This is a genomic window from Devosia geojensis (assembly GCF_000969415.1).
Taxonomy (GTDB): domain Bacteria; phylum Pseudomonadota; class Alphaproteobacteria; order Rhizobiales; family Devosiaceae; genus Devosia; species Devosia geojensis.
In genome coordinates this window covers 87700-111557 of sequence record NZ_JZEX01000108.1, presented here as the reverse complement: position 1 = coordinate 111557, position 23858 = coordinate 87700, and the positions used below count along the sequence as shown (strand labels likewise).

The 23858-nt window shown below is 65.1% G+C and carries 20 protein-coding genes; 10 read left to right on the top strand and 10 right to left on the bottom strand.

The window, feature by feature from the left end; genetic code table 11:
* Nucleotides 1-2 precede the first annotated feature (2 nt).
* The 5 genes from VE25_RS11315 (at nt 3) to VE25_RS11295 (ending at nt 6598) form a co-directional block, all read left to right on the top strand.
* Nucleotides 3-995: a DUF6282 family protein gene (locus VE25_RS11315; protein ID WP_046108721.1), complete on the top strand. Its 993-nt coding sequence runs from the start codon at nt 3-5 to the stop codon at nt 993-995.
* Nucleotides 995-2410, top strand: a complete 1416-nt coding sequence (gene allB, locus VE25_RS11310) for an allantoinase AllB (protein ID WP_046108720.1) — start codon at nt 995-997, stop codon at nt 2408-2410. Before VE25_RS11315 ends, allB begins: the two co-directional genes overlap by 1 nt.
* Complete coding sequence (locus tag VE25_RS21855; protein WP_052731901.1) at nt 2401-4659, top strand: GAF domain-containing sensor histidine kinase; 2259 nt, start codon at nt 2401-2403, stop codon at nt 4657-4659. The genes allB and VE25_RS21855 overlap by 10 nt, the downstream gene beginning before the upstream one ends.
* Nucleotides 4656-5294: a response regulator gene (locus tag VE25_RS11300; protein WP_046108765.1), complete on the top strand. Its 639-nt coding sequence runs from the start codon at nt 4656-4658 to the stop codon at nt 5292-5294. Before VE25_RS21855 ends, VE25_RS11300 begins: the two co-directional genes overlap by 4 nt.
* Before the next feature lie 83 nt (nt 5295-5377).
* Nucleotides 5378-6598, top strand: a complete 1221-nt coding sequence (locus VE25_RS11295; protein WP_046108719.1) for an MFS transporter — start codon at nt 5378-5380, stop codon at nt 6596-6598.
* A gap of 53 nt (nt 6599-6651) precedes the next feature.
* Here VE25_RS11295 and VE25_RS11290 read toward each other — a convergent pair whose 3' ends face one another.
* The 5 genes from VE25_RS11290 to VE25_RS11270 are packed head-to-tail and all read right to left on the bottom strand — an operon-like array spanning nt 6652 to nt 11758.
* On the bottom strand, nt 6652-7392 hold the full coding sequence (locus VE25_RS11290; RefSeq protein WP_046108718.1) for an ABC transporter ATP-binding protein: 741 nt from the start codon (nt 7390-7392) through the stop codon (nt 6652-6654).
* Nucleotides 7389-8231 (bottom strand): ABC transporter ATP-binding protein, encoded by an 843-nt coding sequence (locus tag VE25_RS11285; RefSeq protein WP_046108717.1) that lies wholly within the window; start codon nt 8229-8231, stop codon nt 7389-7391. Before VE25_RS11285 ends, VE25_RS11290 begins: the two co-directional genes overlap by 4 nt.
* Complete coding sequence (locus tag VE25_RS11280) at nt 8218-9120, bottom strand: ABC transporter permease (RefSeq protein ID WP_083988876.1); 903 nt, start codon at nt 9118-9120, stop codon at nt 8218-8220. The genes VE25_RS11285 and VE25_RS11280 overlap by 14 nt, the downstream gene beginning before the upstream one ends.
* Nucleotides 9117-10145, bottom strand: a complete 1029-nt coding sequence (locus VE25_RS11275; protein ID WP_046108716.1) for an ABC transporter permease — start codon at nt 10143-10145, stop codon at nt 9117-9119. Before VE25_RS11275 ends, VE25_RS11280 begins: the two co-directional genes overlap by 4 nt.
* Nucleotides 10146-10159: 14 nt before the next feature.
* Nucleotides 10160-11758: an ABC transporter substrate-binding protein gene (locus VE25_RS11270; protein ID WP_046108715.1), complete on the bottom strand. Its 1599-nt coding sequence runs from the start codon at nt 11756-11758 to the stop codon at nt 10160-10162.
* A 128-nt stretch (nt 11759-11886) separates the two neighbouring features.
* On the opposite strand from VE25_RS11270, the gene VE25_RS11265 reads away from it, so the two are divergent.
* The 3 genes from VE25_RS11265 (at nt 11887) to kdgD (ending at nt 14575) form a co-directional block, all read left to right on the top strand.
* The gene (locus tag VE25_RS11265; RefSeq protein ID WP_046108714.1) at nt 11887-12594 is read left to right on the top strand and encodes a FadR/GntR family transcriptional regulator; all 708 of its coding nucleotides are present in this window, start codon (nt 11887-11889) and stop codon (nt 12592-12594) included.
* Nucleotides 12595-12665: 71 nt separating this feature from the next.
* Complete coding sequence (locus VE25_RS11260) at nt 12666-13646, top strand: mannonate dehydratase (protein WP_046108713.1); 981 nt, start codon at nt 12666-12668, stop codon at nt 13644-13646.
* 26 nt (nt 13647-13672) lie between these two features.
* The gene (gene kdgD / locus VE25_RS11255) at nt 13673-14575 is read left to right on the top strand and encodes a 5-dehydro-4-deoxyglucarate dehydratase (protein WP_046108712.1); all 903 of its coding nucleotides are present in this window, start codon (nt 13673-13675) and stop codon (nt 14573-14575) included.
* Nucleotides 14576-14592: 17 nt separating this feature from the next.
* Here kdgD and VE25_RS11250 read toward each other — a convergent pair whose 3' ends face one another.
* The 5 genes from VE25_RS11250 to VE25_RS11230 form a co-directional block, all read right to left on the bottom strand.
* On the bottom strand, nt 14593-15198 hold the full coding sequence (locus tag VE25_RS11250) for a histidine phosphatase family protein (RefSeq protein ID WP_046108711.1): 606 nt from the start codon (nt 15196-15198) through the stop codon (nt 14593-14595).
* Entirely contained in the window at nt 15195-16223 is a 1029-nt protein-coding gene (locus VE25_RS11245; RefSeq protein WP_046108710.1) for an ABC transporter ATP-binding protein, read from the bottom strand. The genes VE25_RS11250 and VE25_RS11245 overlap by 4 nt, the downstream gene beginning before the upstream one ends.
* A gap of 13 nt (nt 16224-16236) precedes the next feature.
* Entirely contained in the window at nt 16237-17982 is a 1746-nt protein-coding gene (locus tag VE25_RS11240; protein WP_046108709.1) for an ABC transporter permease, read from the bottom strand.
* A 59-nt stretch (nt 17983-18041) separates the two neighbouring features.
* On the bottom strand, nt 18042-19181 hold the full coding sequence (locus VE25_RS11235) for an ABC transporter substrate-binding protein (protein ID WP_046108708.1): 1140 nt from the start codon (nt 19179-19181) through the stop codon (nt 18042-18044).
* A 122-nt stretch (nt 19182-19303) separates the two neighbouring features.
* Entirely contained in the window at nt 19304-20143 is an 840-nt protein-coding gene (locus tag VE25_RS11230; RefSeq protein WP_046108707.1) for a MurR/RpiR family transcriptional regulator, read from the bottom strand.
* A 286-nt stretch (nt 20144-20429) separates the two neighbouring features.
* Between VE25_RS11230 and VE25_RS11225 the strand changes: the two genes are divergently transcribed.
* Both VE25_RS11225 and VE25_RS11220 read left to right on the top strand, forming a co-directional pair.
* Nucleotides 20430-22034, top strand: a complete 1605-nt coding sequence (locus VE25_RS11225) for a peptide ABC transporter substrate-binding protein (protein ID WP_046108706.1) — start codon at nt 20430-20432, stop codon at nt 22032-22034.
* A gap of 64 nt (nt 22035-22098) precedes the next feature.
* Nucleotides 22099-23853: an ABC transporter ATP-binding protein gene (locus VE25_RS11220; RefSeq protein ID WP_052731899.1), complete on the top strand. Its 1755-nt coding sequence runs from the start codon at nt 22099-22101 to the stop codon at nt 23851-23853.
* The last annotated feature ends 5 nt before the right edge of the window (nt 23854-23858 follow it).

The following is a 23858-nucleotide window of genomic DNA, read 5'->3' as shown; positions in this document are numbered from 1 at the left end:
CGATGGCAACGTACGAACCCTTCTACAACCGCACGATGGAACTGCCCGAAGAGTTGCTGGTAGGGGCAATCGACAGCCATGTGCACGCAGGGCCGGTGCTGCGCTCCAATCCGGGCCACTATGACCCCATCCAGGTCGCGGAGATGGCGCGGGCCGCGGGGATGCGCACCATCCTCTACTATGACGTTTTCGGATGGGCCTCGGGCACGGCCTGGATGGTCAATCGCTACCTCAAGGACTTCCGTACCTTCGGCGGATACCTGATGAATTCCGGCCATGACGGGATGAACCCGCGCGCCGTGCGCACCGCGCTGAACCTCGGCGAAGGGTGCCGCATGATCAGCTTCGGCTCGCACTGCACCTACCATTCGGCCAGCACGGAATCGACGCTCGTCGACGGCAAGCTCGTGCCGTTCAAGGACGCGATCCCGGGGTTCGCCGAAAAGGAGCTGGCCCGCGCGATCCGCATCCCCCTTGAGGGGCCGGTGCCCGATGCGCTCAAGGAAATTCTCGACATGGTGGCCGAGCACCCTGAGGTCTACCTCAACACGGGCCACGTCTCGGGACCTGAAGCCCTGCGCGTCGTCGAGCTGGCGCAGGCGGCGGGCATCAGAAAGATCCTCGTTGCGCACCCGGCGCGGGCGTTGCTCAGCGTCGAGGAGCAGAAGGGGCTCGCCGCCAAGGGCGTCTTCCTCGAAGCATGCGCGGTGGACTTCGGCGGTCCCTGGATGCCGCAGACGCACTACTACGTCGAGCGGGAGCTGATGGACATGGGATCGGTCATCCATGGCCGGGCGATGAGCTGGCTGCAAGGCATCCGCGATGTCGGACCCGAGCAGTTCGTACTGGCGACCGACTATGGCGTGCGGGTGTTGCCCTCGCCGATCGAGGGCATGCGCATGATGATCTCGATGCTCCTCTATTTCGGTTTCTCGATCGAGGAAGTCCAGCTCATGACCGCTCACAACCCGGCGCGGCTGATCGGGCTGGATTGATGGAAACAGCCGACCTCTATGTCCGCAATGGCAGGATCGTCACCGCCGAGAGCGATTTTCCCGGTGGCGTGGTCGTCGCGGGTGGCCGGATCGTCGATATCGTCCGTGGCAATCCGGACCGTGCTGCCCGCGAGGAGATAGACGCCGGCGGCCTTCTGGTGCTGCCAGGGCTCATCGACCCACATGTGCATTTTTCGGAACCCGGCCGGGGGCACTGGGAGGGGTTTGCTACCGGCAGCCGCGCTGCTGCTGCGGGGGGTATCACCACGGTGGTGGAGATGCCCCTAAACGCCTCGCCCCCGACGATCAATGCCGACGCCCTGCGCCGCAAGCGCGCGGCGGCCCGGCAGAGCATCGTCGACTATGCGCTTTGGGGCGGGCTCGTCACTGACAACCGCTCCGAGCTATACGATCTCCATGCGGGCGGCGTGCTCGGTTTCAAGGCCTTCATGTGCGCAGGTTCGTTCGACTTCCCGCGGGCCGACGACCTCGTTCTCGAAAGCGGCATGCGCGATATCGCGCGCTTCGGGTCTTTGCTCGCGGTCCACGCCGAAGACGAGGAGATGACCCGGCGCTTCACCGCGGACCTGCGCCGAAAAGGACGCAAGGACCGGAGGGCCTGGGGCGAGGCGCGACCGATCGCCGCCGAACTGGCGGCCATCGCCTCGGCTATCGCCTTGGCCGAAAGGACCGGGGTGCGCCTGCATATCGTCCATGTTTCATGCGCCGCCGGCATCGATCTCATCTCGGCGGCCAAGCAGCGCGGGGTGCCGGTCACCTCCGAAACGTGTCCGCACTATCTCTTTTTCTGTGAGGACGACCTTGAACGCCTTGGCCCTGCAGCCAAGTGCGCGCCTCCCCTGCGCTCATCGGAGGAAGTCGAGGCGCTCTGGGACAGGGTGCTGGATGGCGCGGTCGATATCATCGCCTCGGACCATTCGCCCTGCCTGTTGGAGGAGAAGACCGCCGGCGAGGCCGATATCTTCGATGCATGGGGCGGGATTTCGGGCCTGCAATCGACGCTGCCGGCCCTTGTCACCGAAGGCGTCCACAACCGCGGACTCTCCCTTGCCGCGCTCGTCCGCATGACCGCCGCCAATCCGGCGCGCATCTTCGGACTCGATCAGCGCAAAGGGAGCATCGCGGTCGGCGCGGATGCCGATCTCGTCATCGTCGATCCGCAGGCAAGCTTCGTATTGCAGGCACAAGACCTTCACTATCGCAACCGGCACAGCGCCTATGTCGGATCAGCCATGCGCGGGGTGGTGGCGCGAACCATTCGTCATGGCTTGACGATCTTCAACGATGGAAAAATCATGGACGATCCACCCGAAGGGGAATTCCTGCCGGGCGGCGGACTGAACACGGCGATGTCCCTATCGCCGCAGGAAGGATTGCCGAGCCGATGGGCCTAGGCGGCACCACGGGCGAAAACCAACCGGCGACGAGCGCCGTGCGCCCACTTTATCGCGACGACGAAGACGGAGCGCTAGCGCTGCGGCTTCGCCGTTTTCGATCGGTCGAGGTGCCCCCCGAGGCACGCAAGCAACTGCTGTTCCGGCTGGAGCGCGCCACTCGGGTCACCACGGCGGGCTGGGCCGTGCTGCTCCTGTCGGCCAACCAGGGCGCCGATGTCGTGGCGACAGCCGGCACCCCGGCGCCCATCCATCGTTCGCTGGCGGAAATGCGATACGCCGCCGGCACCATGACAGGGTTACCGCCCTACCTCGTCCAGCGTGCCGCCAGCCAGGGCTTCATCGTCGAGGTGCAGCCCGTCCGCACTTCGGGAGAGGTACAAGGGCACCTGTTGCTCGGCTTTGCCTACGCCAGCCGGAACGGCGGGAACACCAAGGACAGCGTCGGCCTCGTCGCCGACGACCTCTCCGCATTTCTCGAATCGCTTGCTCTTTCCGGCCTCATAGAGCGCATCCGCAGCCACCTCTCGCTCATTCACCGGCTCGGCCAGCAGGTCACCTCGATCCGCGAGCGCGAAGCGCTCTTTGCCGAGATCACCCGGCTCGTCTACATCTCGCTCGGCTACGAGCATGTCCAGCTGCTGCTGACCGATCCGGACGCGCGCAGCATCTCGCTTGTCCATGCGGCGGGAACCCATGCCGAAAGCCTGTTGGCCGCTGGGTTCAGCGAAGCGGTCGGGCGCGGAATCATCGGGCGGGTGGCCGAGACCGGCCGCATGTGGATGAGCCAGGACGTCACGCAGGACGCGCATTTCGTTTCCAACGCGCTCCTGCCCAACACTGCTTCCGAGCTGGCGCTGCCCCTGCGGCTCGGCCGGCGGGTCGTCGGCGTGCTCGACATCCAGAGCGACCGGCGCGACGCCTTCCGCCCCGACGAAGTGGTTCTGCTCCAGACGGTGGCCGACCAGATCGCCCCCGTCATCGAGCAGCATCGCCTGCTTGCGGCCGAACGGCGGGAGCGAGAGCTGGCCGATACTCTTGCGGACGTCTCGCGGATCATCTCCTCGCGGCTCGAACCCAACCATGTGCTCGAAGCCGTGCTGCACCAACTCGGCCGCGTCGTTCCGACCCGCGGCTGTCGCGTCACGCTTCTTGGCGACGACGGACGGATGCGGGTGGTCGCCGCCAAGGGGTATCCGGACAACGGCAAGGTCAAGCGCCACAGCTTCCTGCCGGGCGAGGCTCCGCTCAGTCGCCCGGTGATGGAATTCCACCGCACGCTCATCATCGCTGATGTGCGCAGGGAAGCCGACTGGGTCTGGCAGCCGGGAACCGAGCAGATCGTCTCCTGGTGCAGCGCTCCGCTCGTGCACGGCAACGACTGCATCGGATGGCTGTGCGTCGATTGGCCCGAACCGGATTTCTATACGGCTGAGCATGGCCGTGTCGTGCGTGCGTTCGCCGACCAGGCAGTCGTGGCCATCGAGAATGCGCGCCTCTTCGAGCGCACACGCGAGCTGAGCGATATCCTCGAGTATAAAGTGAACGACCGCACGCGCCTGCTGCGCGAGGCCAACGCGGAAATCGTACGCAAGGCCGGCGAACTGCAGGCGCTCTGGCGGCGCGTGGTGGAGGTGCAGGAACACGAGCGGCAACGCATCGCCTACGACCTGCACGACAGCGTCGCGCAGTCGATCCTGGCGGCGACATACCAGTTGCAGTCCATCCGCCGGCGGATCGGCGACACACCGGACCTCGATCGGCGCGTCACCGAATGCCAGGCCACACTCGATTCCTCGCTGAGCGAGATGAAGCAGATCATCTATGCCCTGCGCCCCAACGTCCTCGACGAACTGGGGCTCGTGGCGGCGCTCGAGAACTACGTCGCCGCGCTGCCGCGGAATGGGCAACTGGAGGCCTCGTTCGGGATCGCCGGCAGCCCCTGCCCGCTCAAGCCGGACGTGGAACTCGCGATTTTCAGGATCGTGCAGGAGGCTTGCCAGAACGCGATCCGCCACTCGCAGGCCAGCAGCCTGACGCTGCGCATGAGCTACTCGGAAAAGAAAATCGAAGTCGGCATCATCGATGACGGCCGCGGTTTCGTGTTCGACGATGCCAAGCTCGGCCTCGGCCTGCTCGCCATACGTGAACGTACGCAGGTGGTCGGCGGACACCTCATCGTCGAAACGGCGCCGGGCGCAGGCACCCGGATCGCCTTCTCCATTCCCAAGGAGGCATGCGCGGCATGAAAATACGCGTGATGATCGTCGATGATCACCAGATCTTCCGTCGGGGCGTGCGCAGCCTCCTCGAGGATGAGGACGACATCGAAGTGGTGGGGGAGGCCGGGAGCGCGCAGGACGCCCTGGCGATGGCGGAGCGGCACAAGCCCGACGTCGTCACCATCGACATCCGTCTCGGCGGCATGGACGGAATTCAACTGGTTCGAGCGCTCAAGGCCCGCCCGTCGGCACCGCGCTGCATGATCCTCTCGACCTACGAGGATCGCCAGTATCTGGTCGGCGCGCTGGAGGCCGAGGCGGATGCCTATCTGCTGAAATCCAACTCGTACGAGACCCTCGCCGTCGCCATTCGGCAGGTGCACGCCGGAGCCCCCATGCTCTCGCAGGAACTCATCGCCACGATGATCGAGGAATACAGGAAGGTGGCGACGCAGCAGATCCAGCGCGATAGTGGATTGACGCCGCAGGAGGTCCGGGTATTGCGGCTCCTCGCCAAGGGCGGCCGTTCGCAGGACATCGCCAACGAGCTCGCGCTGACCGAGATCACGGTGAAACGCAAGGTACAGGAGATCACGACCAAGCTCGGCGCAGCCAACCGGGTTCAGGCCGTCGCCGAGGCGATCCGGCGAGGCGTGATCTAAATGCAGAAAAAATACCCACCGCGTGTCGAAACGGCCGTGCCCGGTTCGTCGAGTAGCAGGTGTATCCGGAGGGAGCCTGTGAAATGGAAAGACACTATGGCTGGGTGATCGTCGCGGCGGGCGCGGTCATTACCTGCGTTGCGATGGGCGCCATGTTCGCCCTGCCCGTCTATCTGCAGCCGATCGCCACCGAGACCGGTTGGACGCGGGCCGGCATCTCCGGCGCGATGACGGTGGGGTTCATCGTCATGGGTATCGCCGGATTCCTCTGGGGCACGCTCACCGACCGCATCGGGGCGCGACCCGTCATCATGATCGCGGCGGTGATCCTGGGACTGGGGCTCTTCATCGCCAGCCGCTCCTCCGACCTTCTGGTCTTTCAGCTCGCCTATGGCGGCCTCGTCGGCGCTTCCGGCGGCGCATTCTTTGCTCCGCTCATGGCGACGACCGTCGCCTGGTTCGACAAAAACCGCAGCCTCGCCGTGTCGCTGGTCTCTATCGGGGCAGGCGTCGCGCCCATGATCGTGACGCCGCTCGCCACCGTGCTCATCGAGGCCCAGGGCTGGCGCAATGCGATGATGCTGACGGCGATCGTTGCAACAGCGCTCATCCTGCCGGCCGGATTCCTCATCCGCCGCGCGCCGACGGCCCTCGCCTCGGCTCCATCTCCCGCCAGCGACGTCGCGCCGGCCGAGCCCCGGCCCACCAGCGCGGGCGCAGCGCTACGCACACCGCAGTTCATCGTGCTGGCCGGAACCTTCTTCTTCTGCTGCGCGGCCCATTCCGGACCGATCTTCCATACCGTGAGCTACGCGATGCTCTGCGGCGCCTCGGCGCTGGCGGCGGCGAGCATCTACAGCGTCGAGGGTGTTGCAGGACTCTTCGGCCGGCTGATCTTCGGCGTTCTCGCCGACCGGCTGGGCGTCAAGCGCGTGCTGATCGCGGGCCTCGCCCTGCAGGCGATCGGCATCTACAGCTATATTTACGTCACTCAACTGACAGAATTCTACATGCTGGCCGTGGTGCTCGGCATGGCCTATGGCGGCGTGATGCCGCTCTACGCGGTGCTCGCGCGCGACTATTTCGGTCCGCACGTGATGGGCACCGTGCTGGGGGCGGCCACCATGACGTCGAGCATCGGCATGGCCTTCGGGCCGGTCGGCGGCGGGTGGCTCTACGACACCTTCGGCAGCTATCACTGGCTTTATGTGGCCTCTGCAGCGGTGGGTCTGGCCGCGGCGGCCATGGCTCTCGCCTTCCCCCGGCCGAGTGGCCAGCAACCCGAAAGACTGCAGCCAGCCTGAGACGTATATGGACCGGCGGAGCACATGCTCCGCCGGTCGAATGCCCCGGGGCGCTAGGCCAGGAAGCTCGCCTCGAACAGGTCCTTCGAGTACTGCGCGTGCGTTCGACCGGCCTTCAGATCGTCCTTGGTCAGCTCATCGACAAAACGCCCATCCTGCATGACCAGCACCCGGTCGCACATATGGGCGATGACAGCCAGGTCGTGGCTGACGAGCACATAGGTCAACTGCCGCTCATCGCGCAGGTCGCTCAAGAGGTTGAGGACTTCGGCCTGCACCGACACGTCGAGTGCGGAGGTCGGTTCGTCGAGCAGCAGAATTTCGGGCTCGAGCATCAGCGCACGGGCGATGGCGACGCGCTGGCGCTGGCCGCCGGACAACTCATGCGGAAAGCGGCCGGCAAAGGCCGCGGGCAAGCCGACCTGCTCCAGCGCGGATGCCACGCGGTCCCACCCGTCGCCCTTCTTCATGGCCTGCACCGGCTCGGCCAGAACGCGCTCGATGCGATGACGCGGGTGGATAGAGCCATAAGGATCCTGGAACACCATCTGCGCCAGCATGAGCTGGTCCCTGGTGCGGCGCTTGTCGACCGGCCGGCCTGCAAGGGAAATGCGTCCCTGCCAATGCCGGTCGAGGCCGGCGAGCGAACGCAGCACGGTGGACTTGCCGCAGCCCGATTCCCCGACAATGCCGAGCGTTTCGCCCCTGGCGACGGAGAAGGACACGGACTTCACCACCTGCCTGCGCGCATCACCCTCCCCGAAGGCAACGGCGAGCTCCTCGACTTCGATCATACGCGCACCTCCGCGGCTTCGATGGCCAGGCGATCGAGGGTCTGGAGCCGGTGGACGGGATGGCGTGGATCGGGCAAGGCGGCGATCAGGCCGCGCGTATAGGGATGCTGGGCATCCTCGAGCCGAGTCAGCGTTTCCACGACATCGCCCTTGTACATCACCAGAATGCGCTGGCAGAAGGCGGCGACCATGCGGATGTCGTGGCTGATCAGCAGCAGGCCGGAGTTGTTCTCGGCGACCAACTCGTCGAGGAGCTTCAGCACATCGCCGCGTACACTGACGTCGAGAGCCGAGGTCGGTTCATCGGCAATCACCAGGCGCGGCTTGGCAAGAAGCATCATGGCAATCATGACGCGCTGGCCCATGCCGCCCGAGATCTGATGCGGATAAAGCTCCATGGTGCGCCCGACATCTGCGATGCGCACGCGCTCAAGCATGTGAGCGGCGCGCTCGCGGGCTTCGCTCTTGCTCACCTTGAGGTGCAGCAGAGCGGCCTCTGCGACCTGCCGGCCCACCGGCAGGACGGGGTTCAGCGAATAGCGCGGATCCTGCATGATCAGCGCCATGCGGTTGCCGCGCAGGTTCCGCATCTGCCCGGCGCTGCAGGAGAGGAGCGGCGCGCCCTCGAAATCCAGGATGTCCGCCTCCACCCGAGCAGAGGGCGGCAGCAGGCGCATGATCGCACGGCCGACGGTGGACTTGCCCGAGCCGGATTCGCCGACGACGCCCAGGCGCTCGGCTCCGAGATCGAAGCTCACGCCGTTGACCGCGCGCACCTGCGAGCGGGCGAACCGGACCGACAGGTTGTGGACCTTGAGGACGGGATCAGGAGCGGACATGGCGCGGGTCCAGAATGTCGCGGAGGGCGTCCCCCACCAGATTGAACGCCAGGCTCGTCATGAGAATGGCGATGCCGGGCATGACGGCGACCCACCAGTTGTCGAGCATGAACCGGCGACCGTTCGAGATCATCGCGCCCCATTCGGGCGCCGGCGGCTGGGCGCCGAGGCCCAGAAAGCCGAGGGCCGCGGCGGTGAGGATGATGCCGGCCATGTTGAGCGTCAGGCGCACGACGACCGAGGGCACGCACATGGGCGCGATGTAGAGGAACAGCAGCCTCAACTGGGAAGCCCCGTAGAGGCGGGCCGCCGCCACATAGTCGGTGTTGCGCACGATCAGCGTCTCGGCGCGGGCGAGACGGGCGATCGGCGGCCAACCGGTCAGCGAGATGGCGACGATGGCCGTTTCGAGCCCCGCCCCCAGCGCAGCGGCGAACGCGAGCGCGAGGATCAGCGAGGGGAAAGAGAGAACGATGTCGGTGATGCGCATCAGGATCGCATCCGTGCGCCCACCGACGAAGCCGGCGACGATGCCGACGACGAGCCCGACCGGGCCGACGATCAGTGACACGGCCAAGACCGTCTGGATGGTGATGCGCGCGCCATAGATGAGGCGCGAGAGGATATCGCGGCCGAACTCGTCCGTGCCGGCCCAGTGCGCCGCGCTCGGCGGCTGCAAGGCCTGGGAGAGGTTCTGGGCGGTAGGGCTATAGGGCGCGATCCACGGCGCGAAGATCGCGACGACCACCAGAATGATTAGAACGGCAAAACCGAACATACCCAAAGGCTCGCGCGCCAGCTTGGCGAGTGCGCCGCGCAGCCCCTCGCCGAGGCGGGCGAGGAACACGGCGGGCTTGGACGGCTTCGGCAAGGCCTGGCTCGTGCTCATGCCGTCACCTCGCGGGTGCGCGGATCGAGCAGGAGGTAGGCCATATCGGAGAGGAAGTTGAGGGCCATGAAGATGATGCCAATGATGAGCGTGGCGGCAAGAACCGCGTTCATGTCGCCGATCATGAGCGCGTTGGTCATGTACTGACCGATGCCGGGCCAGGAAAACACCACCTCGGTGACGACGGCGCCTTCGAGCAGACCGCCATACGAGATCGCCAGGACCGTCACCAACTGCACCGCTATGTTGGGGAGGAGATGCCCGATCACGATGCGCAGGTCCGAGGCTCCCTTGGCGCGAGCGGCGACGACGTAGTCCTGATTGAGCTGCTCAAGCGTAAAGCTGCGCGTCATGCGGGTGATGTAGGCCATGGCCGAATAGGCCAGGATGCAGGCCGGCAGGATGATGTGATGGACCGCGTTCCAGAAGACTTCCATGTCCCCGGCCAGCAGACTGTCGACAAGCAGAAGACCGGTGCGCGGCTCGACCAGGCCTTCGAGATAGACATCGACCCGGCCCGGTCCGCCCACCCAGGAGAGGACAGCATAGAAGATCACCAGCCCGACGATGCCGAACCAGAAAACCGGGATGGAATGCCCGATCAGCGAGATCACGCGGGCGAACTGGTCGAACCAGCTATCCCGGAAGAACGCGGCCAGCATGCCAAGCGGCACACCAATAAGGGTCGAGATGAGGACGGCGAGCGTCGCCAGCTCGAAGGTTGCGGGGAAGGCCTGGCTCAAATCCTGAGCCACCGGATTGCCGGTGAGGATCGCCGTGCCCAGATCGCCGCGCAGGAGCGACGTGAAATAAATCCAGAACTGCTGGTAGATCGGCAGATCGAGGCCGAGCCTTTCGCGCATGGCGGCGTATGTCGCGGGATCCGCCAGCTCGCCAACGATGGCGCCGACCGGATCGGTGGGCAGGAGGCGGCCGATCACGAAGGTTACGACCAGCAGGGCGAACAAGCTGACAAGGAGCTGTCCGACCCGCTTGCCGAGTGCGATTAGGGAAAGTTCCTTCATGACCGGCCGACTGCCTAGTTCGCGTCCGTCTTGGTGACCGCGTCGACGCGGGTGAGCGACCACGGGTGGCCGCTATAACCCTCGACGCGCGCGTTCACAACGATGGGCTCGAAGCGCTCGAACATGGGGAACACGGCGGGGCTCGCCGCGATGAAATCTTCCTGCAGCTGGCGCGCCATTTCGAGACGCGTGGCCGGATCGCGTTCGCGGTTGGCTTCCTGGCGCAGGGTATTCAGCTCAGGAATATCCCAATCCGAGCGCCAGACGAAGTTGCCGGCGTTGTTTGCTTCGACCGAGTTGTCCGGATTGTTGGTGAAGTTGTCCAACGCACCAAGCGCAGTCGGGTCGGCTGCCGAGGTCTGCGGAATGAGCAGGTCGAAATCGCGGGCGCGATGGGCCGCGACGATGTCGGAACCATTGCCCTGGATCACGCGGGCAGTAATGCCGATTTCGGCAAGGTTCGCCTGGATGGCGGTCGCCATATCGACACGCGGAGCCTGGGCGATTGTCTTGATGGTCAGCGAGAAGCCGTTGGGATAGCCGGCCTCGGCGAGCAGAGCCCGCGCTTTTTCCGGCTGCAGCGACCAATCCGGGTTCGGGATCGCGCCTTCCCAATCCTCGGGGACGGGCACGTTGCGGGGCCGACCATAGGGGCCAAGGATCGCATCTCCGATGCCCTGGTAGTCGATGCCGTAGGCGATCGCCTGGCGCACCAGCGGATTGTCCAGCGGCTCGTGGCCGGCGTTCATGGCCAGCGCGTAAAAGCCGCCGGTCTTGACCTGATCGATGACGAAACCTTCCTTGCCGTCGAAGTAGCGGACGTCCGCAGCCGTCAGGGCATTGGCGATGTCGATGTCGCCGCGCTCGAGCATCAGGCGAGCCGCCTGGCTTTCGGGCACGTGACGGAACAGCACGCGCTTGAGGGTCGAGGGCTCGCCCCAGAAGTTCGGGTTGGCTTCGAGCATCACGATGTCGTTCGGCGACCAGCGGCGCAGCACGAACGGGCCGGAACCCGCGGTATTGGTGCGCAGCCACTCGTTGCCGTAGTCGTTGTTGACGACGTGCTTCATCACCTCGACGCTGTCGACCACGCTGCCGACACCGCCCGACAGGCGATAGAGCAGCGCTTCGGGCACCACGTCATCGGTCAGATCGATGCGCACGGTCTTTTCATCGACGGCGGTAATGAGGCTTTCGGCGGTTTCAGCGTTGTAACCGAAGGTCTTGAGGCCGGCGGCAGCAGACTGGTCGAGCTTGAACAGGCGAACCAGCGAGAACACCACGTCGTTGGCAGTCACCGGATTGCCCGAGGCGAACTGGGCGTCGCGCAGGTGGAAGGTGATGCCGGTGTCGTCGACGTCCCAGCTCTCAGCCAACTGCCCCTGCAGCTCGTTGGTCTTGCTGTCGAACGAAATGAGCCGGTCGTACGTATTGGCCAGGATCTCCTGGGTCTTGACCTCGGTGCCCTGCTGCGGATCGAGCGACAGAACCTGGGCCAGCGACGTGCCGATCACCAGCTGATCGTTGGGCGTAGCGGCAAAGACAGCGGGCGCGCTTGCCAGCATGACGGCCAGGGCAGCACCCGCCATCATCCGCGAATGGAAATGCTTCATTAAGTCTCCTCCAGAATAACCCGACGTGATACGTTGGTTGTATGTCGTATTATGATTATGGCCTTTTCACGAGTATGGCAATAGGGTGATAAAAGACACCTGAGAGCGGCATCCGGGGGAGAAGGAAAATGGAACCGACAGCCACGCGAAGACGACCACGCCTGGCCCAAACGCTTGTCGACGATCTACGCCGGCAGATCGAGGCCGGGGCGCTGCCGGTGGGTGCGCAATTGCCGACCGAACCCCAGCTCGAAGCTCAGTTCGATGTCAGCCGCACCGTAGTTCGCGAAGCTATTGCCGAACTACGAGCTGCCGGCCTCGTGATTCCCATACAAGGCAAGGGCATGTTCGTGACTGACCTTGCCACGGCGCCCGCGATCACCCTCACTCCGAGGGAAATCCAGAGCATTCCACACACCCTCGAAACGCTCGAGTTCCGGATGGCCGTGGAGACGGAAGGCGCCGCGATTGCGGCCTACAGGCGCTCCGCCATGCAAGAGGAAGCCATTCGCGCCGCCAATCACGAGATGGCCGATCGCATACAGAACGGCGGTTCGACCGTCGAAGCCGATTTCGCCTTCCACCAGGCCATCGCCGCGGCGACCAACAACAGCCATTTCGTCGATGCGATGACCCGATTCGGTCCGCGCTCGATCCCTCGCGGGCAGTTCCCTACCCTCCCGAGCGCCAACGACACGCAATACCTGCTAGGCGTGCTGGCCGAGCACGACCGTATTCTGGAGGCCATTGCCGACCAGGATCCCGAGGCGGCCCGGGCCGCCATGCGCGAGCACCTGACGGCCAGCCAGAAGCGGTATCGCCAGCTTTCGCGCTAGCGGCCCACCCGAGTCGGACCTCGACAGTTTCAAAAATTCATATTATGTCATACGTTACAAGGAGGATGGCAATGTATGTAGGTACTCAGCTTGCCGCACGTGACGACGACGACTACCGCGTCTGGGCCCAGCTCGGCATCAAGCACATCTGCGCGGATCCGGAAGGCAAGCCCGGCACGTGGACGCTCGACGACCTGAAAAGGCTGCGCGAGAAGGTCGAGAGCTTCGGGCTCGTGCTCGATATGATCCAGATCCCCCTGCCCTCGAATCCGATCGAGATGGCGACTTATCCGGATATCCTCCTGGCCGGCCCCGAGCGCGACCGGCAAATCGACGCCATCTGCCAGCTCATCGAGAATCTTGCCGTCGCCGGCATTCCCGCGGCCAAGTACAATCTCAACCTCATTGGAATTCCGCGCACGCCCGACGAACCGGGCCGCGGCGGCTCGATGAACGCCTCGTTCCGCTGGGACAAGACCGACCAGAATGCCCCTCCAGGCCTGGCGGGCACGCTGTCCGAAGACGAGAACTGGGAGCGCATCGACTATTTCCTCGAGCGCGTGGTGCCGGTCGCCGAATCGAACCGTATCCGTCTCGCCTGCCATCCGCACGACCCCTACACTCCGCCCGGCTACAAGGGCGTGACCCGCGTGCTCGGCACCGTCGAGGGGCTGAAGAAGTTCGTCTCCATGCGTGAGAGCCCCTATCACGGGCTCAATTTCTGCCAGGGCACCGTCGGCGAGATGCTCGACAACCCACGCGAAGAGATCGACGACGTCATCCGCTGGTTCGGCAGCCGCAACAAGATCTTCAACCTGCACTTCCGCAACATCCGCGGCAAGAAGCTCTCGTTCATGGAGACATTCCCCGACGAGGGCGACATGGACATGGCCCGCTCGCTGCGCGTCTACAAGGAGGTCGGCTACCAATACATGATCATGCCCGATCACGTGCCGACCATCTCAGGACGCGATCCGCAGGGCGTCGCCTTCGCCTTCTGCTACGGCTACACGACAGCCCTTCTCCAGGCGCTCGACGCGTACGCCGGCTGACTTCACTTCCATCCCAGGACAAAGCGATGACCCCCAACGAACTCAAGGCCGCGCTCGGAAGCGGACTGCTCTCGTTTCCAGTAACCACCTTTACACCCGACCTGCAGTTCGACGAGGAAGCCTACCGCGCCCATATCGATTGGCTCGACAACTATGGCGCGGCGGCGCTGTTTGCCCCCGGGGGGACCGGCGAGATCTTCTCGCTCACCCCGGCTGAGGTGGACCGCGTCACCCGTGCGGCGAAAGCGAGCGCCGGCAAGACCCCGATCCTGGGCGGGGCCGCTTACGGCACGGCGATCGCCGTCGAAATGGCCAAGGCCGCCGAGGTGGCCGGTGCCGACGGCATCCTGCTCCTGCCTCCCTACCTAATGTTCTGCGAGCAGGAGGGTCTGGTCGCCCACGTCAGGGCGGTATGCGACGCGGTGGGCATCGGCGTCGTTGTCTACAACCGCGACAACTGCCTGCTCTCGGCCGACAGCATCCGCGAGCTCGCCGACAAGTGCCCCAACCTCATCGGGTTCAAGGACGGTCACGGGGAAGTCGACCGGGTGATCGAGATCACCACCCGGCTCAAGGACCGGCTGGTCTATATCGGCGGTATGCCGACCCACGAGCTCTACGCACAGGCCTATTTCTCGGCCGGCGTGACCACCTATTCATCGGCCGTGTTCAACTTCGTCCCCGAACTCGCCCAGCGCTTCTACAAGAGCCTGCGCGCCGGCGACACCGTGCAAACGGACAAGATCCTCGAGGATTTCTTCTTCCCGCTCGTGCAGCTTCGCAATCGGCGGAAGGGCTATGCGGTCTCGATCATCAAGGCCGGTCTGGAAGCGCGTGGACGCAAGGCCGGGCCCGTCCGGCCACCGCTGACCGACCTGACCAGCGATGAAATCGACCAGTTGAAGGGGCTGATCGCCCGCGTGGCGTAACCGCCTCGACACTCCAATCAGTCCGGTGCGTCGAGCACGGGCCCGAGCGGGGAATAGTTGAAAAGCTCCAGACGCATGTCGTCCCGGCCGTCCGATTTCGCCGCGAGGATCGTGACGCTTGCGGGACCCACGGGGATGATGCGGGCCGGCGGCAGGCCTATGAAGGCTTCGAGCAGAGCGCGGATGACACCGCCATGGCAGACGACGAGCAGCCGCTCCGCACCCGCCGACGCGTCGAATACAGCCCCGCTGGTCCGGCTCTTGAACTGGTCCCAGCTTTCCCCGGAGGGCGGCGTAAAGCTGCCCGCCCGCCAGGAGCGGTAGGCTTCGCCCTGCCCTGCGATCAGGTCGGCGATCTCCACCCCCGTCCAGGCCCCGACATCTATCTCACGCAGAGCCGGCATGGGTTCGGCTTCCGGATAGCCGAGCAGCGTGGCGGTCTCGCCGGCGCGACGCAGGTCGGACGCGACAGTCCTGTCCGGCCGCAGGCTCCTCACCGTTTCCGCCAGTGCGGTCGCTTGTTGTCGTCCGGTTTCGGAGAGCGAAATGTCCGCCTGGCCTTGAAGACGGCGCGTGGCGTTCCACTCCGACTCACCGTGGCGAACGAGCAGCAACCGTTTCATTTGAGACGCTCCCCGCTGGCCGCGAAAATCGCGGCGGGCTCGCTGGGCAGAGCGAAATAGATAGTATCGCCAACGGCAAGATCGGGCGCTTCGTCGACGACGGCGGTCAGACGCGTGGCCCCGCGCGTGCCGGTGATCATAGTGCGCCCGGCCATCGGGCTCGCCTCGGCAAACTCCAGCGCGATGGCTCCTGGCCTCGGTTTGTCCGAGACACGCAGGTGCTCGGGCCGGAACATCGCCTGGGCGCCGGTTGGGACACCCACAAGTTCGAGATCGGGCCCGACGGGAATCAGGTTGGCGGGCGGCGTGCCGACGAAGGTCGCCACGAACGCCGTTGCCGGATCACGCACCAGGTCGTGGGGCGAGCCGAACTGCTCGATCTCGCCATTATTGAGGACGGCAACGTGGCTTGCCATGGTCATCGCCTCCACCTGGTCATGCGTGACGTAGACCGAGGTCGCGCCGGTCGCCCGGTGCACGCGCAGGAGTTCGGTGCGCATCTCCACGCGCAGCTTGGCGTCGAGGTTGGAGAGCGGCTCGTCGAAGAGCAGGATGCCTGGGCGCGGCGCGATCATGCGCGCGATGGCGACGCGCTGCTGCTGGCCGCCGGAAATCTCGTTGGGATAGCGGGCGCCGAGCGCCTCGATGCCGAGGAGCTTCAGCACCTCGGTAACGCGCGCCTGCCGTTCCGCCTTGGCTAGGCCGGCGACCTTCAGCGGCCAATCGACATTGCCGGCGACGGTCATGTGCGGCCAGAGCGCATAGGACTGGAAGACGAGCCCGGCATTGCGCTTCGATGGCTCGACCCCCCAGCCGGCATCGCCGTCCGACACGACTTCATCACCAAAGGCGATGGTCCCGGCGGTGGGCGTTTCGAGGCCGGCGAGCATGCGCAACATCGTCGATTTGCCGCAGCCGGAAGGACCGACGAGCACGAGGAACGCACCCTTCGGGACCTCCAACGAGACGGACCTGACCGCCTCGAAACTGGCGAACCGCTTGGAGAGGGATTGGATTCTGATCATTGGGCAATTGGCCTCAGGACTTGAGCCAGGGCTGCGACTTGGCCTGCAGGCGATTGGCCAGCAGGGTCGCGGCGATCGAGATCACGAGAATGACGACGGTTATGGCGTTGGCGAACTGGGTAAAGCCTTCCGACGCATAGCGGTAGGCCAGGACCGCGAGCAGCGGCGTGGTGGGCGTAAAAAGCAGCACGACGAGCGAGAGATCGCGCATGATCTTGACGAAGACGATGAGCGCGCCGGCAGCAAGGCCTCGGATGGCGAGGGGGACCGTGATCGCGCCCATGCGCCTGAAGAAACCCGCGCCCGTCAGCCGTGCGCTCTCGTCGAGATCGCCCGAGACCTGCTGGATGACCGCGCGGCCGGTCTGCACCGCGAACGGCAGGAGATAGGCGGTGCCTGCGATAACCAGCAGGGGGAACGTGCCGTAAAGCGCCGGGAGCGGCCCGATGGGCGCGCCGAAGAGCGCGATATAGGCGGCGCCGAACGCTATGCCGGGCACCAGCAGCGGCAGGAAACTCAACTGGTTGATGGCGCCGGCGAGCGGTCCGCGCCCGTGACGGGCGAGAACGAAGGCGACGATGAGGCCGAGGGCCGTGCCGGTGACGGCGACGGTCACGCCCAGCCCGACCGTCAGGCTCGTCGCCGAGAGTATGAACGGGTTGTGCCAGACGCCCGCCTGGCCCTGCGCGATGGCCGGATCTGAGGCGCCGAACCAGTAGTGCAGCGTCCAGTTGGAAAAGAGGGCTGAGGAAGACGGCGCCATCGAGGAGGCGATGAGGATCAACACCGGTACGATCGTGGTGAGGACGCAGATCGCCAGCGCCACTGCAAAGAGCGGCAGGCGTGCTCCGGCGAGCTCGAACCGCTTGGCGCGGCCGCCCTTGCCGGTGATGGTGGCATAGGAGCGGCGACCGGAAATCACCTTGTTGCCGAACCAGAGGAAGAGCGCGGAAACGGCGATCAGCAGGATGGCGATGACGTAGCCGCGCGCCGTCTGCCCGACTTCGATGAGGCCGAAGAGGCGCGTCGCCAGCGTCTGCATGCGCACCGGAAGGCCCAGCAGCGCAGGCGCGGCGAAGTTGGAGACGGCGCCGGCGAAGGTGAGAGACGCGCCGGCGACGATCGCCGGCAGCGCCACCGGCAGGATGATGCCCATGAGGATGCGCCCGCGCTTCGCCCCAGCGATCTGTGCGGCCTCGACGAGGTCGGAATTGACCGTCGCGAGCGCGGCCGCGATGACGGTGAATGCCAGAGAATAATAATGTGCGATGAGGACGATGAGGGTCGGCACGATTCCCCAGGCGAGCCAGTCGGGGACGGCAAGGCCCAGCCCCTCAAGGAAGCCGACCTGCCCGCCGACGCGCGAGTTGCGGAAAAGCGAACCCCAGGCGAGCGCCGTGGCAAAGCTCGGGATCATGAACGGGAGCGTCGCCATCAAGCCGATGGTGCGACGGAACGGGATGTCCGTCATGACGACGAGCCAGGCAAGGTACCCGCCGATCAGCACGCATCCGGCGGCAACCCCGAAGCCGAGGATCATGGTGTTGGCGAGCGGCAGCCAGAGGAGGTTGCGCGAGAGGCGGCTGGCGGTGACGTCCGTCCAGGCCGCGATCGCGTCGGGGCCGAGGGTCTCCAAGAAGATGCGCAGCAGCGGGGCCGCCACCAGCACGCCGAGCGCCAGGAGCACGGCAAGCTTGAGGGCGAGCCCGCCCGAGGCCCAACGTTGTGACGCGGCCTTGAGGGAAAGAGCGTGGGTCATGATCCGATCGATCGTTTGAAGCGCCTCCGGGCACTTTGGCCCGGAGGCATTGTTATCGCCTACTGCAGCTCGAGCACGAGATCGCCGACCGCCTGCCGGATGCTCGAGGTCGCGACCGGGTCGACGCTCCAGGCGGAGAACTCGGCAAGCGGCACGGCATCGGGATGGTCGACGATGTCGCCGCGCGTCGCGTAGTCGCCGGGCACGTAGAAGGGCGCATAGCCCGGCCCACCGGTATCGCTGTCGTCGCCCATCAGGAAGTCGATGGCGAGGCGTGCGGCAGCCGGGTGCTGCGTCGTCGCCGAGACTGCAAGCACCGCCGGGAAGATGATGCCGTTCGAGGGCACTACATCGTTGGCAACCTGCAGCGCCCAGCCCTCGTCCTCGTTGTCGCGACGGTCCGAGTAGGAGGTGAAGCCGATGGGCGGGTTCTCCTGCCCGACGGCGCCGATGGCGGCGTTCACGTCGTCGGTCGAGGAGACGAGGATCACGTCGTTCTCGAAGAGATCGACGATGAACTGCTCGCCGGCATTCTCGATGCCGTCGTCGAGGGCGATGGGGCTGCCGAACTGCGCCTCATAGGCGGACGCCATCTCCTCGGCGCGCAGCACGAATTCGGTCATGAGATCGAGGTAATCGCCGCGCTGCAGCGGATCGACCATGATGACGCGGCCGGTCCAGTCCTCGGTCGTCAGCTCCCAGAGATTGGAAACCGGCGCACCATCCGGATACGCTTCCTCATTGTACATCAGCACCTTGGTCGAGAGGCGCTGGCTGAGGAGAGGCGCCTTTTCGGCGTCGTCGAGAGCGTCCGCCACCCGCGGCGGCACATAGGCGGTGAGGAGCCCTGCCCCCAGGAGCTCCGTATAAACCACGGGAGCATCGGAGATGTAGATGACGTCGACATTGTTGATGCCCGCGGCCGCTTCGGCCTTGATACGGGTGATCTGCTCGGTCGAGCTCATGTCGTAGCCGATCATGTCGATGCCGGGATAGGCAGCCTCGAACGCCGTCTCGACTGCCGCGATGCGGCTGGTGAAGGCATAGACGGTAACGGTGCCTTCTTCCTGCGCCAGCGGCAGAAGTTCCTCGGGCGTCATCGCATCGAGGAAGGCGCCCATGTCGGCATCCTGCGCCATGGCCCCACCGGCAGCCGCCATCATGGCGGCGACCGAAATCGCTAGTCTCGTCTTGTTCATTGGTCTTTCCTCCAGAGAGGGCGCCATGGCGCCCGTTGAGTGCACGTCCTTTTGCAATTGTTATGTAACGTGCATATGAACTTGCAGAACACGGGCGCACGAGGACGCCTGCCTGGCACCTCCTACCCTTCGAACGCAGCGATGAGCTGCCCGAGCGTTTCGAGCTTTTCCAAGGCCCCCCGCTTGTCTTCAGCGGCCATCGCCAGCACCAGGGCGTTGGCAATGGCCATGGGAACAGTCAACGTCTGGAAACCTTCCTGCGACCCCGAACGCGGGGCGAACAGGAGGTGATCGGACTTTGGCGCAAGCGACGGGCCGATGCTGCCGGCGATGATGATCGACTTTGCGCCGACGGCACGCACATGGTCGAGCAGCGGTGCATAAAGCTTGGGCTGGCGACGGAAGACGCAGCCGATCAGGGCATCACCCTTTTCCATGGCCAGCACCTGTTCGGCGCTGTCACGCGCGTCACCGCGCAGCGCAAAGACCTGAAGGCCCATGCGACGCAGACGCCGCTCGACCTGCACTCCCAGAGCCTCGGCGTTCCCGCGGGCGAATACGAAGATCCGGCGCGCATCGAGGAGGACCCTGGCGGCTTCCGACAGCCGGGCCATGTCGACATAGCGCGGCAGCGCCGTCAGCGCTTCGATCTCGCGGCCGATGAGATCGGCCAGCAGATCGCCGCTCGTCGTCTGATCGAGCGTATTGCGCACGCGCACCGCCGGATCCGTCTTGACGATGAATTCCTGCTGGATGGCGTTGCGGAATCCGGAGTAGCTCGGATATCCGAGCTTGCGCGCCAGGCGCGAAGCGGTCGCCTCGTGCACGCCCACGCGGCTTGCAAGCTCGCTTGCCGTTGCCAGGGCGATATCCCGCGGATTAGCGATGAGCTGCTTGACCAGCTGCCGCTCCGACGGCGTCAGCGTTTCCGCCGCCTGCTGCACGCGTTCGAGTACCGACATGATTCCTCCACTAGATGTGGGGTATCATGCTGCGATTTAACTTGCAATAGTTTACATTGCTGCAAGTTTTCTTGCGTTGGCCATTTTCCTGCACGCTCATATCATGTGCATATTTTGGCGACTGCACATTGCTAAGCCAGCGCAGATTTGTCAGACATATGGCATTAGCGGTTTCGAGGGGAACCGCTCATGGCGGCGAGTGCCGTCAAACAAAGCGATCGGCCGGGCTTTGCGCTCGAGTCCGACGCGTCAGGGAACGTCCATCTGCTCTGCAAGGAGGGAGCTCATGACCTTTGTGCGCAAGCTGGCCTGGGGGCTGGCCACCGTTACCGCGCTGACTTTGCCGGCGCTGGCCCAAACGACGGTGGTCGCCCCGTTCGGGACCACAACCGGCACCTACATGGACTACATGAAGACGGTCTATGACCGCGGCACCGGCGCGGAACTGCTGCAGGTTCCGATCGCAACCTTCGACAAGGAGTTCGAGCTGACGCCGATGGCGGCCGAGAGCTGGAGCCAGTCGGAAGACGGCCTCACCTGGACGTTCAAATTGCGAGAGGGACTGGTGTGGTCGGACGGAGAGCCGCTGACGGCCGAGGACTACGTCTTCGCCCTGCAGCGCGCCGCGACCTCCGGCTACGACTTCGCCTGGTATTGGGATTTCGCCGGCGGCATCAAGGGTTGGAAGGAAGTCACCGAGGGAACGGCGGACGTTTCGACCTTGGGCCTCGAGGCAGTGGACGACCTCACCATCGAAGTGACGACCACGGCGCCCAAGCCCTACTTCCCCTCGGTCACCAGCCTCTGGTACCCCGTGCCCAAGCACAAGGTCGACGAACTGGGCGACGACTGGGCGCTCAATGTCGAAAGCATCGTGTCCTCCGGCCCCTTCGAGATCGAGAGCTGGGAAAAATCCAACAACGCCGTCGTCTATACCAAGTCCGATACCTATACCGGGCCTTGGCAGCCGACAATCGACCGGCTGGAGCTCGATCCGACCCTTGCCGCGCCGGAAGTCGGCCTGCCGGCGTTTCTCGCGGGTGATGCGGACTACTCGTTCCTCAACACCGGACAGGTGCCGGTCGCCACCCAGCGCTATCCCGACGGCATCCGCAAGAACGCGGTCTTTGCCACGTCCTACATCTCCTTCGACCTCGAGGCCGAGCCGTTCGACGACGTCAACGTGCGGCGCGCCTTCTACTACGCGATCGACCGGGAAGAGCTGACCTCGACCGTCCTTAAGGACATCGCGATACCGGCCGGCTCGATCCTGCCGCCGGGCTACCCCGGATACAATGAGGAGGTGGTCGCGCAGGCGGTATTTGATCCCGAACGCGCCAAGCAGTTCCTGGCAGACGCAGGATATGCCAATGGCGAAGGCTTCCCTGACATCGAGATCTGGATCCGTGACGAGGGCGGCTACAACGGCGCGATCATCCCGGCCATGGCGCAATATCTTCAGGCCGAGTTTCGCGAGATCCTGGGCATCAACATGAACATCCGCGCGCTTCCCGGCGCGGACTGGATGGACGGGCTGCGCAACAAGCGCAACAACATCTTCATCTCGCCCTACGAGTACGACTACCTCGACCCGTCGAACTTCTACGGCATCTTCTACAATGGCGGCCGGCATGGTTACTTCATCCCCGAATATGACGCGCTGGTGGCGCAGGCCGACTCCGAATCCGACTGGGACACGCGCGTCGACCTCTATGCGCAGGCCGAGCAGATCATGATCGACCAGGGGCTGATCGTTCCCCTGGTCCATCCGATCACCATCGCGGTCGTCTCCGACCAGCTCGGGGGTGAAGGATCGCAGCCCAACGCCCTGGGCTTCACCCCGCTCGACCGCCTCGCCCATTACTTCTTCACCCACATGACGAAGCAGTAGCGCGATCGACCGCGCTTCCCGGCGCCCTTCCGGGAAGCGCCCTACTCCTGCCAGGGCAGAACGCATGCCTCTCGTCGAGATCGAAGACCTCAAGGTGAGCTTCCGCCAATATGGCGGCGCGGTGGACGCCGTGCGTGGCATCAGTTTCACCCTCGAAGAAGGGGAAAGCCTCGGAATCGTCGGCGAGTCCGGCTCGGGAAAATCGGTGAGCTGCAGCGCACTCCTGCGCCTGCTGCCGGCGACGGCTGAGGTCACCGCAACGAAGCTGCGCCTCGACGGGACGGACGTCGCAAAAGCAGGCAAGGAGGACCTCTCGCGTCTGCGCGGGCGGGCGGCGGCGATGATCTTCCAGGATCCGATGACGGCGTTCGACCCGGTCTTCACCATCGGGCATCAGATCGCCGAGACCATCCAGGCGCATCGCCGCGTCAGCAAGCGGGAGGCCCGGGCAGAGGCGCGACGGCTGCTCGAACGGGTCGAGATAAAGAATGCGGCGGATGTTCTCGACTACTATCCGCATCAGCTGTCGGGGGGAATGCTGCAGCGGGCGATGATCGCCATGGCTCTCTCCTGTCGGCCGAAGGTGCTGATCGCCGACGAGCCGACGACGGCGCTCGACGTCACCATCCAGGCGCAGATCCTGCAGCTCATCAAGGAGATCCAAGCCGAATTCGGCATGGCGCTCATCATGATCACCCACGATCTCGGCGTCATCGCCGAGACGGTGGACCGGGTGCTGGTCATGTATCGCGGCGAGATCATGGAGGAAGGCCCGGTCCAGCAGATCTTCGATGCGCCCCGGCACGACTACACCAGGCAGCTGCTGGCAAGCCTCGAGGCGAGTTTCGAACCTGCGCCCGGCGGTGCCGACCCCACCCCTGCCCTGGAGCTGCGCGGTCTTTCCAAATCCTACCGCATCCGGCGCCGTGCGGGCCTTTTCCATGAGTACGGCGACTTCCATGCCGTGCGCTCGGTGGACATCGTCCTGCCGCGAAACCGCATCGTCGCCATCGTCGGAGAATCGGGCTCGGGCAAGACCACGACCGGCCTGATGGCCATGCGCCTGACCGATTCCTCGAGCGGTGAAATCGTCGTCGACGGCAAGGATATCTCGGGCCTTACGCCCGAAGCGCTCAAGCCCTACCGCCGGCGCATGCAGATCGTCTTCCAGGACAGCTATTCGGCCCTCGATCCGATGATGACTCTGGCGCAGATCATCGCCGAGCCGCTGCACATCCACGGGATCGGCACACCGCGCGAGCAAACAGGGAAAGCGCTGGAGTGGCTGGAGCGCGTCGGGCTCGAGCGCAGCTATGCCACGCGCTACCCCCACGAGCTTTCCGGCGGGCAGCGCCAGCGTGTCGCCATTGCGCGCGCGTTGATCCTCGGCCCGAGCGTACTGGTCGCCGACGAGCCGACGTCGGCGCTCGACGTCACCGTCAAGACGCAGATCATCGGCCTGCTGAAGCGACTGCAGGCCGAAATGGGCCTGTCCATGCTGTTCATCAGCCATGACCTCTCGACGGTGAAGTCACTCACCGACAGTGTCGTAGTCATGTATCGCGGCCGGGTGGTTGAAGAGGCGCCGACCGCGCGCATTTTCGCCGATCCGCAGCACCCCTATACCCGCGCCCTGCTCGATGCCATTCCGGCCACCAATCCGCGCGAGCGGCGGCAGCGCAGCTTTCTTTCGGCTGAAGAGATCGCGGCGGCTACCCCCCGGTACACCGTCATCCAGACCGGGGCTGCCCCTCGCGCGGAGCCGCAGCTGGTGACGATCGCACCCGACCATCGCGTCGAAGCCTATGTGACGCCTTAGGAAGG

Bases quoted from the DNA above. Each gene is read 5' to 3' on its own strand.
- VE25_RS11315 (WP_046108721.1), top strand. From the start codon at position 3: ATGGCAACGTACGAACCCTTCTACAACCGCACGATGGAACTGCCCGAA.
- allB (WP_046108720.1), top strand. From the start codon at position 995: ATGGAAACAGCCGACCTCTATGTCCGCAATGGCAGGATCGTCACCGCC.
- VE25_RS21855 (WP_052731901.1), top strand. From the start codon at position 2,401: ATGGGCCTAGGCGGCACCACGGGCGAAAACCAACCGGCGACGAGCGCC.
- VE25_RS11300 (WP_046108765.1), top strand. From the start codon at position 4,656: ATGAAAATACGCGTGATGATCGTCGATGATCACCAGATCTTCCGTCGG.
- VE25_RS11295 (WP_046108719.1), top strand. From the start codon at position 5,378: ATGGAAAGACACTATGGCTGGGTGATCGTCGCGGCGGGCGCGGTCATT.
- VE25_RS11290 (WP_046108718.1), bottom strand. From the start codon at position 7,392: ATGATCGAAGTCGAGGAGCTCGCCGTTGCCTTCGGGGAGGGTGATGCG.
- VE25_RS11285 (WP_046108717.1), bottom strand. From the start codon at position 8,231: ATGTCCGCTCCTGATCCCGTCCTCAAGGTCCACAACCTGTCGGTCCGG.
- VE25_RS11280 (WP_083988876.1), bottom strand. From the start codon at position 9,120: ATGAGCACGAGCCAGGCCTTGCCGAAGCCGTCCAAGCCCGCCGTGTTC.
- VE25_RS11275 (WP_046108716.1), bottom strand. From the start codon at position 10,145: ATGAAGGAACTTTCCCTAATCGCACTCGGCAAGCGGGTCGGACAGCTC.
- VE25_RS11270 (WP_046108715.1), bottom strand. From the start codon at position 11,758: ATGAAGCATTTCCATTCGCGGATGATGGCGGGTGCTGCCCTGGCCGTC.
- VE25_RS11265 (WP_046108714.1), top strand. From the start codon at position 11,887: ATGGAACCGACAGCCACGCGAAGACGACCACGCCTGGCCCAAACGCTT.
- VE25_RS11260 (WP_046108713.1), top strand. From the start codon at position 12,666: ATGTATGTAGGTACTCAGCTTGCCGCACGTGACGACGACGACTACCGC.
- kdgD (WP_046108712.1), top strand. From the start codon at position 13,673: ATGACCCCCAACGAACTCAAGGCCGCGCTCGGAAGCGGACTGCTCTCG.
- VE25_RS11250 (WP_046108711.1), bottom strand. From the start codon at position 15,198: ATGAAACGGTTGCTGCTCGTTCGCCACGGTGAGTCGGAGTGGAACGCC.
- VE25_RS11245 (WP_046108710.1), bottom strand. From the start codon at position 16,223: ATGATCAGAATCCAATCCCTCTCCAAGCGGTTCGCCAGTTTCGAGGCG.
- VE25_RS11240 (WP_046108709.1), bottom strand. From the start codon at position 17,982: ATGACCCACGCTCTTTCCCTCAAGGCCGCGTCACAACGTTGGGCCTCG.
- VE25_RS11235 (WP_046108708.1), bottom strand. From the start codon at position 19,181: ATGAACAAGACGAGACTAGCGATTTCGGTCGCCGCCATGATGGCGGCT.
- VE25_RS11230 (WP_046108707.1), bottom strand. From the start codon at position 20,143: ATGTCGGTACTCGAACGCGTGCAGCAGGCGGCGGAAACGCTGACGCCG.
- VE25_RS11225 (WP_046108706.1), top strand. From the start codon at position 20,430: ATGACCTTTGTGCGCAAGCTGGCCTGGGGGCTGGCCACCGTTACCGCG.
- VE25_RS11220 (WP_052731899.1), top strand. From the start codon at position 22,099: ATGCCTCTCGTCGAGATCGAAGACCTCAAGGTGAGCTTCCGCCAATAT.